The sequence below is a fragment of the Robbsia betulipollinis genome (assembly GCF_026624755.1).
Classification (GTDB): Bacteria; Pseudomonadota; Gammaproteobacteria; order Burkholderiales; family Burkholderiaceae; genus Robbsia; species Robbsia betulipollinis.
Genome location: NZ_JAPMXC010000001.1, coordinates 597,020 through 610,169, shown reverse-complemented (window position 1 = coordinate 610,169; position 13,150 = coordinate 597,020). Strand labels below are relative to the sequence as shown.

The 13,150-nt window shown below is 66.9% G+C and carries 11 protein-coding genes; 7 read left to right on the top strand and 4 right to left on the bottom strand.

Annotated elements, in window-relative coordinates:
• Position 1 precedes the first annotated feature (1 nt).
• From OVY01_RS02670 to OVY01_RS02650, 5 genes are read left to right on the top strand one after another with little or no spacing between them, the layout of a single operon-like run.
• On the top strand, positions 2–1,348 hold the full coding sequence (locus OVY01_RS02670) for a mandelate racemase/muconate lactonizing enzyme family protein (RefSeq protein ID WP_267845439.1): 1,347 nt from the start codon (positions 2–4) through the stop codon (positions 1,346–1,348).
• Positions 1,349–1,383: 35 nt separating this feature from the next.
• Positions 1,384–2,559 carry a M24 family metallopeptidase gene (locus tag OVY01_RS02665; protein WP_267845437.1) on the top strand — a complete coding sequence of 392 codons (1,176 nt, stop codon included), beginning with the start codon at positions 1,384–1,386 and terminating at the stop codon, positions 2,557–2,559.
• 17 nt (positions 2,560–2,576) lie between these two features.
• Positions 2,577–3,851, top strand: coding sequence for a pyridoxal phosphate-dependent aminotransferase (locus OVY01_RS02660; RefSeq protein WP_267845435.1), 1,275 nt, complete (start codon positions 2,577–2,579; stop codon positions 3,849–3,851).
• Positions 3,852–3,865: 14 nt separating this feature from the next.
• Positions 3,866–5,125, top strand: a complete 1,260-nt coding sequence (locus tag OVY01_RS02655; protein WP_267845434.1) for a glutamine amidotransferase-related protein — start codon at positions 3,866–3,868, stop codon at positions 5,123–5,125.
• A gap of 59 nt (positions 5,126–5,184) precedes the next feature.
• A complete protein-coding gene (locus tag OVY01_RS02650) occupies positions 5,185–7,404 on the top strand; it encodes a response regulator (protein ID WP_267845433.1) in 2,220 nt (739 codons plus the stop codon).
• Positions 7,405–7,432: 28 nt separating this feature from the next.
• Here the strand turns inward: OVY01_RS02650 and OVY01_RS02645 are convergent, their stop codons facing one another.
• The 4 genes from OVY01_RS02645 to OVY01_RS02630 form a co-directional block, all read right to left on the bottom strand.
• On the bottom strand, positions 7,433–8,428 hold the full coding sequence (locus OVY01_RS02645) for a threonine ammonia-lyase (protein WP_267845430.1): 996 nt from the start codon (positions 8,426–8,428) through the stop codon (positions 7,433–7,435).
• A gap of 85 nt (positions 8,429–8,513) precedes the next feature.
• Positions 8,514–9,722 carry a porin gene (locus tag OVY01_RS02640; protein WP_267845429.1) on the bottom strand — a complete coding sequence of 403 codons (1,209 nt, stop codon included), beginning with the start codon at positions 9,720–9,722 and terminating at the stop codon, positions 8,514–8,516.
• A gap of 8 nt (positions 9,723–9,730) precedes the next feature.
• Positions 9,731–10,549: an ABC transporter substrate-binding protein gene (locus tag OVY01_RS02635; protein ID WP_267845428.1), complete on the bottom strand. Its 819-nt coding sequence runs from the start codon at positions 10,547–10,549 to the stop codon at positions 9,731–9,733.
• A gap of 205 nt (positions 10,550–10,754) precedes the next feature.
• A complete protein-coding gene (locus tag OVY01_RS02630) occupies positions 10,755–11,624 on the bottom strand; it encodes a LysR substrate-binding domain-containing protein (protein ID WP_267845426.1) in 870 nt (289 codons plus the stop codon).
• Positions 11,625–11,731: 107 nt separating this feature from the next.
• On the opposite strand from OVY01_RS02630, the gene OVY01_RS02625 reads away from it, so the two are divergent.
• On the top strand, positions 11,732–12,145 hold the full coding sequence (locus tag OVY01_RS02625; protein WP_267845425.1) for a VOC family protein: 414 nt from the start codon (positions 11,732–11,734) through the stop codon (positions 12,143–12,145).
• Entirely contained in the window at positions 12,142–13,086 is a 945-nt protein-coding gene (locus OVY01_RS02620) for a 2-hydroxyacid dehydrogenase (protein ID WP_267845424.1), read from the top strand. The genes OVY01_RS02625 and OVY01_RS02620 overlap by 4 nt, the downstream gene beginning before the upstream one ends.
• Positions 13,087–13,150: the final 64 nt, after the last annotated feature.

Sequence of the window (13,150 nt, the reverse complement as noted above, 5' to 3'; positions counted from 1 at the left end):
CATGACGTCGTCCCATTCGTCTGCGGATCGCTCGCCGTCGATGCCGACCTCGGTGCCGTCGATGCCGTCGATGCCATCGGTTCCGTCGATGATCTCTCACGTGTCGTTGCACACCGCGGATCTTCACTACGGCGGCGACCTGGTCTTGCACACCGCATCGTCGGGCAGCGTCGACCGGCTCGAAGCGCTGTATCTGCGCGTGGTCGAGGACGGGCGGGTCGGCATCGGCGAGGTGCGTATCAATATCGCCTATCTGAACGGTCTGGCGCCGGCGCAGGTGGTGGCAGAGGCGTGCCGGGCGGTCGCCGCGATCGACTGGCGCCAGGGTGCGACGCGCTTGCTGGCCACGGCGTCCGGCTGGCTCGCGGGTTTCAGCGCGCCGGTACGGATGCTGGTCGACTCTGCGTTGCAGGACGTGCGCGCGCGTCTCGCGGGCACGAGCGTCGCCGCCCTGTGCGGCGCCTCGCCGGTACCGACGACGGCCCTGAAGGCGGCGGACCCGGCCGTCGGCTGGCGCTCGAACCAGACCCTCTTCTGGTCGTCCGACGAAGCCATGCTGGCGCGCGCCGCCGGCTATGTCGCGCGGGGGTTTCACGAACTGAAACTGCGCGTGGGCATCGGCGCGTTCGACGACGACCTGCGGCGCATCGACCTGCTGTGTGCGCGCCTTGGCGACACCGTGACGTTGTCGGTGGACGCGAACGGACAGTGGTCGCCCGGGAGCGCTCCGACGCGCCTGCGCGCGCTGGCCGCGCGCGGCATCGAGTACGTCGAGCAGCCGATCGCCGCGGGCGACTGGCTGGCGCTTGGCCGTCTGTTGGACGACGCGCCGCTGATCGTGATGCTGGACGAGAGCCTGCAATCGAGCGCGGATATCGCCCGCCTGTGCGCGCTGGCCGGCGCGCCGGTTGCCGCGCACCTGAAGCTGGTGAAGCTCGGCGGCATCGCCGCCACCGTCGATGCCGCGCGGCGCCTGCAGGCGGTCGCGATTCCCCTGATGATCGGCCAGATGAACGAAGGCGCCGCCGCGACGGCCGCCGCGCTGCACGTGTGCTGCGCGACCGCGCCGCGCTGGGCCGAACTGTATGGCGCGGACGGTTTGCGCGACGACCCGGTCGAGGGCCTGTCGTATGGCGCGGGCACGGTCCGGGTCGACGATCCCCGCGGTCTGGGCGTGCGACTGCGCGTGGGTATCGACGCCGACGCTGATGCCGACGCAGATGCCGACGCCGATGCCGACGCCGACGCCGACGCAGATGCCGACACCGACACAGATGCCGACGCCACCGCCGACGCCGACGCCTCGCAGGCACGGGCGCGGGCGCGGGCACGGGCGCTTTCCCCTTGATCCTTTCTCATTTTCCTCGAACCAGGAGCATTCCCATGCAGACCCGCCAAGGTCCCGCCCAGGGCAGCGAATCCGCGTTTGCCGCAGCCGAGTACGCAGGCCGTGTCGCCCGCACCCGCGCGCTGCTCGCCAAGGCGAACATCGACGCGATGATCGTCACCGGCCCGGAAAACATCTTCTATCTGACGGGCCAGCAGACGCCCGGCTATTACACGTTCCAGGCGCTCGTGCTGCCGGTGGAAGGCGAGCCCGTCTTCGTGATTCGCCAGCTCGAATACTTCAATTTCATCGCCAATACCTTCATTCCGGACGCGCAGGTGTACGGCGACGGCGACGACCCGATCAACGTTCTGGTCGACGTCATCCAGCGCAAGGGCTGGTCCGGCAAACGCATCGCCATCGACAAGCGCGGCTGGTTCCTGCCGATCGCGGTCTACGAGGCGCTGGGCGAGAAGCTCGGCACGATCGCCGACGGCGCGCGCATCATCGAACAGCTGCGCGCGGTGAAATCGGCGGCCGAGATCGACAAGATCGTCACCGCCGCATCGTATGTCGATGCCGGCATGCGCGCCGGTCTGGCCGCGGTCAAGGTGGGCGCGACCGAGAACACGCTGGTGGCGGCGATGATGTCGGAAGCGATCGCCGCCGGTTCGGAATACGTCGGCATGGAGCCGCTGGTCTCCGCCGGGCCGCGTACCGGCGTGCCGCACGGCACGTGGCGCCGCCGCGCGCTCGAGGCGGATGCGCCGGCCTTCCTGGAGATGGCCGCCTGTCACGACCGCTATCATGCGGCGCTGATGCGCTCGGCGTGGATCGGCACCGCGCGCCCCGAGGCGCTCGACATGGAAAAGGTCTGTCAGGAAGCCTTGCAGGCCGCGCTCGACGCGATCCGCCCGGGCGAGACCTGCGAAGCGCCGCATCTCGCCTGCCAGCGCGTGATCGACCGCGCGGGCTACACCGACAATTTCAAGAAACGCACCGGCTATTCGATCGGCATCGCGTTCGCGCCCGACTGGGGCGAGGGATCGATTCTGAGCCTGTATAGCGGCGTCACGACCCTGCTGGAACCGGGCATGACGTTCCACATTCCGCCGGCGTTGCGCATCTACGGCGAATTCACCGTGGGCGTGAGCGAAACCGTGGTGGTCACGGAGACCGGCTGCCGCGCGCTGGGCACGATCGAGCGCCCGTTGCTGCGGGTTGCTGCATGAATCCAAGAGGTCAGTTCATGTCATCCACGAAGCTCGCACCGCGCATGCGTCGCGTGCGGCCATCTCCCACCGCGGTCATTTCCGACAAGGTCAGGGCATTGCTCGCGCAGGGCAAACCCGTGATTAATCTGGGCGAGGGAGAACTCAATTTCGATACGCCGGCGCACATCAAGCGCGCGGGCATCGCCGCGATCGAGCGCGGCGACACGAAGTACACGGCGGTCGCCGGCACGGCCGAACTGCTCGCCGCCATCGCCGAGAAATTCCAGCGCGACAACGGCATCGCGTACACCAGCAAGGAAGTGATCGCCGGGACCGGCGCCAAGCATCTGATCTTCAACGCGCTGCTCGCGACCATCGATACCGACGACGAGGTGCTGGTCTGCGCGCCGTATTGGGTGTCCTATCCCGATATGGTGGCGCTGGCGGACGGCCGCACGCGGGTGCTGCCCTGCGCCGCCGCCGACGGCTGGAAGCTGCGCCCCGAGGTCCTGCGCGCGGCAATCGGCCCGAAGACCCGCTGGCTGATCCTGAATTCGCCGAACAATCCGTCGGGCGCGATCTATACGCATGACGAACTGAAGGCGCTCACGGACGTGCTGCTCGAGCACGATCACGTGCTGCTGATGGCCGACGATATCTATGAACAGGTGCGTTACGACGGCGCCTTCTTCACGCCGGCCCAGGTCGAGCCGCGTCTGAAGGAGCGGACGCTGACGATCAACGGCGTCTCGAAAGGCTATTCGATGACCGGCTGGCGGCTGGGCTATGCGGGCGGCCCGGCATGGCTGATCGCGGCAATGAACACGCTGCAATCGCAGAGCACGTCGAATCCGAGCACGATCTCGCAGGCGGCGGCCGTCGCGGCCCTGCGTGGCGGTACCGCGTTCATGAGCGACTGGCTCGCGGCGCTGCGCGCGGGACGCGCCGCCGTGCTGGCTTGCATCGCGCGGTGCCAGGGTCTGTCGTGTTCGGCATCGGAAGGCGCGTTCTACGCGTTCGTCGATTGCTCGCGGCTCATCGGCGCGACCACGCCGGACGGTACCCGTCTGCACAGCGATCTGGATTTCGCGAATTATCTGCTCGAAGCGGCGCACGTGGGCGTGGTTCATGGCGGCGCTTTCGGCGTGGAGGATCATATCCGCATCGCCTACGCGGTGGCGCCCGCGACGCTCGCCGAGGCCTGCCGCCGCATCGAGGCGGCCTGCGCCGCGTTGCGGCTGGCGGACCCGGTCCCGGTCCCGGTTCCGGTCTCGTCGGCGAGCGCGGCCGGCGCCGCGGCACCGAACTGAGGGAGGGCGCCGCCATGCTGTATCTGGTCGAGGACGACAGCGATCTGCCCGCGCGGTACGGCGCCCTCGCGGCGCTGCTCGCCGATGCGCTGCACGCCACGCTATGGCCCGCGCCCGCGGCGCTCGACGAGGCGCGTTTTCCGGACGCGGTACAGTTCGTCACCCGGGATCGGGGGCTCGCGCCCAGCGGACTGATCTGGGCGGAACGTCTCGGCGTGCTGCGTGCGCCCTGCGGGGATGCGCCGGCCGCGGCGCGGGAGCGCGATATCGTCGTGCCGCTGCATCCGCGCGTCATGGGCGATGGCGTGTCGGCCGCGGCGTGGCGCAGACAGGCGGACGGTCAGGATGTCCCGGTGCGTCATTGCCGCGTGCTTCGCGCGGGAGACGCCTGGCGAGTCGTCGATGTCGCGACGGGCCTCGCCATCCCGGGACTGGACGACTGCCGGCAGGACGACTTCGGCCGCTGGTCGGCGGCACCCCCTGGGGCCGATAGCCTACGGCGCGCGCCGCGTATCGTACACGGTGAACCCGCACGGCTATGCATCGCGCTGATCGGCAGCGAAGCCGGACAGCGCGAAGGTTACCCCGCCACGCTCGCCGCGCTGGGCGACGCGCTGGATGCCGCCAGGATCGACAGCGCGACGCTCGATCTGCGGTTCGTCGCCCCCGGGACGTTAAGCCCGGCAGGCGCACCCGCCGCGCTCGCCGGGTGCGACGGCATCCTGCTGCCGGGCGGCGCCGACATGCGGGCGGTGCCGGGGCAGGTGAGGGCGGCGCGCCATGGCTGGCTTTCGGGCACGCCGGTGGTGGGGCTGTGTCTCGGCATGCAGACGATGGCGACCGCGGTGTTGCAGGTGGCTCTCGGCACGGACGATGTCGGTTTGACGGAAGTCGACGCGAACGTGCGCGTGCCGAGTTTCGTACCGATGCGCGCCGATCCGCCGGCGGCGTCGGAGGAAAGGCATCGCGTGGGAGAACACCGAATGCAGGTCGTCGACGGCTCGCATCTGAGGACGATTCTCGACGGTGAGCACGGCTTGCGCTACAACCATCGCTATCGCTTCAATGCCGCGCTGCATCCGGCATTGACGGCCGCGGGCCTGAACGTGGTCGCCCGGGACGACAGCGGCCAGATCGTCGATGCGATCGAAGCCCGCGATCATCCTTTTTTCATCGGCATGCAGGGTCACCCCGAGCAAAGCTCGACGCGACACCGTCCGCATCCGCTGTTGCGGGCGTTCGTCGATGCGGCGCGCGCGGCAGCAGCGCGATAACGGGTTTCCGTTTTCTCGGGGAAGGGCGGCGGTGTTGATGCGCAGTACAAGCCCCTTCCATGCTGAATTTGCCGGGTTCGAGCCGATCTTTTTGTATCATAGCGTTCACTACACTCAGGAATCCCCGTGAGGCTGTAGGTTCCCATGATCGGCGACCCCGGCAGGTGCATAAATTGACGTTCACATCCAGCAATGACGGTACACCACGAATGTCGCCACCGTTATCTGGGGTCGTTCCCTGGATCGCCATCGCCACGCTCGTGTCGTTCCTGCCGATTCCGTATCATTATTTCACCCATAAAATTTCCCCGGATCGGCTGGTGGTCGGCAATCGCTACATGGCGGCGGCCACGATGCTCGTGATGGTGCTCGTCTCGGTCACCCTGATCTCGGGAAATCCGGGGGCCGCGGGCGAAACCCGGGGAACGCGCTCGCGGCGCGTGTCGGGCGTGGCGGCGTGGTCGGCGTTGAGTTTGAGCATCGGCGTCATGGGTTCGATCGCCCTGCACGGCACGGATCGGATCAGCCCGTGGATTACGCACGTCCTTTTCGATCTCCCCGCTGCCGCGGGCGGCCATTCCTCGGCGGCGATTTCCATTGGGCTGGCGTGTCTATCGTATGCGCAGTGCCTGCGTCTCGCCACGCGCCTGCGTGCCTCCTACTATGTCACGCTGTTGCCGCTGCTTCTATCGGGAAGCGCCATCCTGGGTCACGCGTACGGCGTACCCGATCTCTATGTGTTCTGGGGCCGCAGCATTCTCGCGCTGCATTCGTCCAGCGCGCTCTTCGCACTTTCGCTCGCGACGCTGCTGGGCCAGGCCGGGACTTCCTGGTTTTCTCCGCTGGCATCGAGCGGGCCGGGCGGTACCGCGGCGCGACGTCTGTTCATCTTCATCCTGGTCATACCGCTGATCGGCTTGTTCCTGATACAGAGGGCGTCGGGCGGATTCATGGATTTCAGGATGGCGCTTTCGCTGTTGGTCATCGCGACGTTCGCGCCGATGCTGGGACTGATTCTGCATATTGGTGCGACGCAAGACCGGCTGGATGACGAGTATCGGGAAAAGGCACGCGCGCAGGCCGCGTTCGCCGAAGATTTGAAGGCGCGTCTTGCGGAACAGGCGCATTCGCTGCGGCATGAGAGCGAGGAGCGCATAAAAGCCGAATCGGCAATGTACCGGGCGCAACGAATGGAGGCCGTGGGTCAACTGACCGGCGGCATCGCGCATGACTTCAACAATCTGTTGATGGCGATCAACGCGAGCCATCATCTCCTTCGACAGCACATTCCGCAGGAACATCCCGCTCACCGGCATCTATCGAACGCGCATGCCGCGGCGAAACGAGGCGAGAAACTGACATCCCAGTTGCTGACCTTCTCGCGAACCCAACGGCTCGACATTCGACCCACCGACCTGGGTGCGGTGATGGATTTCACGCTCGCGATGGTGGGCAATGCGCTCGGACCCACCATTGAAGTCAATTGTGAGTTTCACGCGCCCGCCTTATACGTGCTCGCCGATGCGAACCAGCTCGAAATGGCGCTGTTGAACCTGGCGTTGAATGCCCGCGATGCGATGCCCGACAGGGGCACGTTTACCTTGGCCACCTCCCTGGAAGTGGTGCATACGCCGCAGGGGCTCGACCGCTACATCGCGATTTCGGTGACGGATACGGGAGCGGGCATGTCTTCGGAAGTCGCCGCGCGCGCGGTGGAGCCTTTTTTCACCACCAAGCCTCAGGGCCATGGAACGGGATTGGGCCTTGCCCAGGTGTACGGCTTTGTCAGGCAATGCGGTGGAACCTTCCGGCTGGAAAGCAATCCGGGGCAGGGAACGACCATCGATATGGTGCTCCCGGAAGCGCAGCCACCCGAACGGAAAAAAATGCCGGTCATCGAAAAATACAAGCACGATTGGACAGTCACCGCGAAATCCATCTTGTTGATAGACGATGACGAAAACGTGCGAACTGCGCTTGCCGAGTTGCTTCGTGGTGAAGGTTACGTTGTCGCGGAAGCCGAGGACGGCTACGCGGGACTGGAACTGCTCAAGGAAATACGGCCGGCCGCCGTCATCATCGATTTCCTGATGCCCGGCCTGAACGGCGCGGAAACGGCGCGTATGGCACGCTCGAACATGCCGAACCTGCCCATCATTTTCGTCAGCGGCTATTCCGACACGCTCGCGCTGGATCGCATATCCGAGGCGGTGGTCCTGCGCAAACCGGTCGACATAGACCAGCTGCTCGAAGCCGTGGAAACGGCGACCTGCAGCTGAAGCCGCAGGTCGGACGGTTTCGGACCGCTCACGCCGGCGGGAGCGCGATCGCCTGCGCGAACAGGCTGGCTTCCACGTTGCCGCCCGATGCGATCACCAGCACCGTCTTGCCCCGTACCGGCGCGCCCGGATCGGACAGCAGGGCGGCCAGCGCGACGGCGCCGCCCGGTTCGACGACGGTACGGAACGCCTCGAAGCACAGACGCATCGCCGCCATGACCGCGGTGTCGTCCGCCACCAGCACGCCGCTCAGCCGTTGCCGGTTGATCGAGAACGGCAGTTCCGCGGGCGTGGGCGCCAGCAGCGCGTCGCAGATCGACGGCGGCGTCGTCGCGGCATTGGTCTCGCGCTTGCCCGAGCACAGCGAGCGCCGCGTATCGTCGAAGCGCGCGGGTTCGGCCGCCCAGACCTGCGCGCGCGCGCCCGCGGCCTCCACCGCCAGGCAGGTGCCGGCGGACAAACCGCCGCCGCCGCAGGGCACGATGATCATGTCGGGCCGGTCCGCGCCCAGCACGTCGAGCGATTCGAATGCCACCGTGCCCTGACCCGCGATGACGTGATGATGGTCGCCCGGCGGCACGACCGCGAAACGCCCCTGCCGCGCGAGTTCGGCGGCCACGTCTTCCCGGCTCTGTCTGTCGCGGTCGTAGAGGACGATCCGCGCGCCCTGCGTTTCGGCCTTTTTGATTTTGTTGGCGGGCGCGTTGGAGGGCATGACCACGGTGGTGGGAATGCCGAGCAGACGGCCGACCGTGGCGATGGCCTGCCCGTGATTGCCGGTCGAGTAGGCCACGACGCCGTCCGGACACGACGCACGATCGAGCCGCGAAAGCGCGTTGTAGGCACCGCGGAATTTGAAGGCGGCGGTATGTTGCAGACTTTCCAGCTTGACGAAGACGCGTGCACCGGTCAACGCATCGAGCCGGTCCGAGCGCACGATGGGCGTGTGGATCGCCACGCCCGCCAGCCGTTCGGCCGCGTCGCGCACGTCGGCGGCGGTGGGCGTGAGGTATTGCATGCTCATGGCAACGTTTCCTGTGAAATCATGAGGCGCGCGGCGTTCGCGTCACGCGCCCTGGAGGGGGTCCTGCGCGGCCGCGATACCGCGCCTAGAAACGATGGCGCAGACCCACGGTCACGATCGTCTGCGAAGCGGTGCCATCCACGCCGTACGAGGAAATCGTGGCCCGCGCGCTCTGCAGCGCGCCGCTCGCGGTGCGTTGCGTGCCGTTTGCGCGCTGATAGGCCGCGGTCGTATAGACATCGGTGCGTTTCGAGAGGGTGTAGAACGCGCCGACGCTGCCCTGGTTGTATCGGGCGGACGTGTCGCCGCTGGCCGCCGTCAGCACGTAGCCGGCGCCGAAGCGCAGCGCCGGCGAGACGCGGTAGAACGCGAAGACGCGCCCGGTGTCGAATTTCTCCGTCGTATCGAAGGTCGACTCGCCGTCGTGACGGTATTGGGCGTTGCTGTAGCCGGCACCCACGGAGAGCGGGCCGAAGGCGTAGACGCCGGCGAGCTGGGCAATGGCGAGCGTATGCGCGGTGATGTAACCCGCGTTGATCGATCCGCCTTCGAACAGGGCGTCGGTGGTGGTGCTGTTCCAGGTGCTGCGCCTGCCGTTGTCGCCGTTGGGGTTGCTCGCCTGGAAATAGCCGCCCGACAGGCTCAGCGGGCCGCGATGATAGGCGGCCGCCGCGCTGAAGGTGATGCCCTGGCCGGTGTGTCCGGATACGCCGCCGAATGCGAACAGGCTTTCGAATCGCAGTCCTGCGTAATCCGGACTGGCGTATTTGACGGCGCTCGACACGCGTGCGCTGAAGTCGTTGTTGTCGACGTCGCCCGGGGTCGCGAACGGCACGCTGCCGCCGAAGCCGTCGGCGGTCATCGGCTGCACCAGATCGACGACCGGATCGTACAGGCGGCCGATCGTGACCGTGCCCCAGGTATGGCCGGCGAGCCCGACGAATGCCTGGCGGCCGAACTCGCGGCTGTTTTGCAGCAGCTTGCCGCTGCCGAGCGCGAAGCCGTTTTCCAGCTGGAAAATGGCGTTCAGGCCGCCGCCCAGGTCTTCCTGGCCCCGCAGGCCGAAACGGTTGCCCGATAGGCCGCCGCTCAACAGACTGTAGCGGGTGCCGGCGCTGGTTTTGAGATAACTGATGCCCGCATCCACGATGCCGTACAGGGTGACGCTGTCTTGCGGACTGCCCGATGCATTCACGTCGGCCCGTGCCGCTGCCGGCATGCCCGCGAGGCAAAACGCCAGCGGGCACGCCAGCGCCAACGTCCGCCCCGTCGATGCGATGTTCTTCACTGTCATCGCCCGGCTTATTTGAAGATCGAAACCGACGCGGGCAGCTGCCACTTGCCGATCAATTGCGCGTACGTACCGTCGGCGACGACCTTGGCCAGCGCCTCCTTCAGCGCGGCCGCCATCGCCGCGTTCCCCTTGTTCACCGCCATGCCGATGGTCGTGGTCTGCTCGAATTCCGGGCCGACTGCCGCATAGACGCCGGGCACTTCCGCCATGAGCTTGACCGTGCCGGGCGTCGAGTTGTACAGGGCGTCGGCGCGTCCCTGGCGCAGGCTCAACGCCGCGTCCTGGGCGGTGGGCAACGTCATGACGGTCGGCGCGGCAAGCTTGGCCGCCGCGCAGCGCTGGACGTCGGCGCGCGCATAGGTTTCCTCGATGCCGCCCAGCGTCACGGCGATCGTCTTGCCGCACAGCGACTGGTCGCGGCCGGTGATTTTCGCGGGGTTGGCGGCCTGCACGACGATCCGGTCGCCGATTTTCAGATAGGGCACGAAGTCGACTTGCGTCGCGCGCGCCGGGGTCATGTACATCGCCGAATTGATGAGATCGGTGCGGCCGCCCTGGAGTGCCGGAATCAGGCCGCTGAACTGCATGCTCTGCGCGTCCGGCGTCAGCTTCATCTGCCTGGCGATCGCACTGATCAGATCGATGTCGAAGCCCGTCAGTGCGCCGTCCTTCGTGAATTCGAACGGCGCGAAGGTCGCGGCGACGCCGTAGGTCAGGCGGCCGCTCTCGATCGTCTTCGGCGTGCCGGCCGCATGGGCGGCGCCGCAAAGCGTCAGGGAAACCGCCGCCGCGGCGGTCAGCGAGCGCATCATGGAACGAGGATTCATCGAGCGGCCTTGAGGTTGACATTGCTTAGGTTGTACAAATTTATACAAATCCTAAAATCGTCAGTCAAGGACAAATTCCCGGTTTGCGAGAGAATCGGATGAAAAATCTGTGTTTCGCGAAAGTGCTTCCCGATGGAAGATTGTATTTTTTGTGACTTTTTACAGAGCAGCGTGCCGCCATGCATGCCGGCGGGACGCTGGCCGATCAGGCCTCGACGCTTTGCCGAAGCGCCTGCGTCAGCGCGAGGACCAGCTTCGGCCGTTCGCTTTGCGCATTGCTCAGCAGCAGGATCTCGCGCTGGTACGGCACGCCCGGCAGCGCGGCCACGCGGCAGTTGGCCGCCAGGCGTTCGAGGCCGGACCAGCGCGGCACGAGACTGACGCCGACGCCGTCCGCGACCAGCATCGCGATGGCTTCCAGCGCGTCCAGATCGCACAACGCGTTCGGCACGATACGGTGATCGTCCAGGTAACGGGCCGCATGGCGTCCGCCCCAGGACTGCGGATCGTAGCGGATGTAGGGACGGCCGCGCAGGGCGGTGGCGATATCGTCGCGCCACTGCTTGTTGGAGAGAAAGACGAGCGCTTCGCGGCGCAACGAAACGGCGCGGATCGAGCGGGGCAGCGCGAACGGCGGGGCGACCAGGATCGCCGCGTCCAGTTCCTGCGCCTGCAACGCTTGATACAGCACGCGCGATGCCCCGGGTACGACGATCGGCTTGACGCCGGGCACCTGCCGCGTGAGCGTCTGCAACGCCGCGGGCAGCAGCCCGGTCAGCGCCGTGGAAATCACGCCGATGCGCAGCGTGCCGGTCAGCCCGTGCGGATCCGCGTCGCCCGCGAGCAACGATACCTCCCGGACGATATGCCGGGCGCGCGGCAGCAGGGCCAGGCAGGCATCGGTGGGCTTCGCGGTATGCCCGCCGCGCGCCAGCAACGCGAAGTCCAGATCGCGCTCGAGCGCCTGGATGCGCTGGCCGATCGCCGCGGCGGTCAGGCCCTCGGCGCGCGCGGCGTCCGCGATCGAGCCGCACTCCACCACGGCGATCAGGCTTTTGAGATAACGGCTATCCAAAAGAAATCCTTTCTTTGCGAAAAGGAATACATGCTATCGCTTTCGAAAAGCCGATGCTACGCTTGCAGCCAGCCTGTTTTTCAGACCACGCGTTTCCGGAGTCCGCTTTGCAAACTGCTTTCCACCTCGCCTATCACGTCCGCGATCTCGAAACGTCGCGCCGGTTCTATTGCGACCTGCTGGGGTGCCGGGAAGGCCGCAGCACCGATACCTGGCTCGATGTCGATTTCTATGGTCATCAGCTCTCGCTGCATCTGGGCGAGCCGTTTGCGGTGACGAATACCGGCAAGGTCGGCGAGCACTGGGTGCCGATGCCGCATCTCGGCATGATCCTGGAGATGCCTGTCTGGCAGGCGCTGGCCGACCGCCTGGTGGCGGAGGAACTCGACTTCGTCATCCCGCCAAGCATCCGTTTCGCCGGCGAGCCGGGCGAGCAGGCGACGATGTTCTTCCGCGATCCGTCGGGCAATCCGATCGAGGTGAAGGGGTTCTCGGACATGAACGGGATCTACGCCAGGTGAACCCGCCGATTCCCTTCGTCTGCGCCGCGCACTACACGTCGGGTCCGGCCTGGATTGCCGCGCTGCAACGGGCGATGCCGGACGAGCGCATCGTCGCCCTGGATGCGCTGAGCGACGCGGAAAAGGCGGACTGCACGGTAGCGATCGTCGCCAATGCCGACCCCGCGGCGCTGCGGCAGTTGCCGCACCTGTCCTGGGTACACAGCGTCTGGGCCGGCGTCGAACGGCTGATGGCGGACCTGCGCGACAGGCCTTTGACGATCGTGCGTCTGGTCGATCCGCAACTGGCGGATACGATGGCCGAAGCCGTTCTCGCCTGGACGCTCTACCTGCACCGCGACATGCCGGCCTATGCCGCGCAGCAGGCACGCGGCGAGTGGATGACGCGCGATTACGTGGGGCCCGGGCAGCGGACCGTGGGCTTGCTGGGGTTGGGCGCGCTGGGCGCGGCGGCGGCGCGGCGTTTGCAGGACGCGCAGTTCAACGTGTGCGGCTGGAGCCGGTCTCGAAAAACCTTGCCGGGCGTCGCCTGCTTCGCCGGGGAGGCGGAACTGGACACGATGCTGTCGACGGTCGATATCCTGGTCTGCCTGCTGCCGCTTACCGCGCAGACCACGGGCCTCCTCGACGCGAATCGTCTGGGCCGTTTGCCGCAGCACGCTCAACTGATCAACTTCGGGCGCGGGCCGATCGTCTGCGACGCGGGCTTGCGCGAGGTGCTCGACCGGGGCTGGTTGAAGCACGCCGTGCTCGACGTCTTCGCCGTCGAGCCGCTGCCGCCGCAGGAATGGCCATGGCGGCATCCGCGCGTCACGGTCTTGCCGCATTGCTCGGCCCCGACGAATCAGACCACCGCGTCGGCGATCGTCGCCGGAAATATCCGCACCTATCGCGCGACCGGGGTCGTGCCATCGGGCGTGGACACGGTCCGCGGTTATTGAACCGGGAAGGACGGCGTCTCGATGGATCGCGCGGGCAGGGAACCGGCGTGTGAGGCAGGGGAAA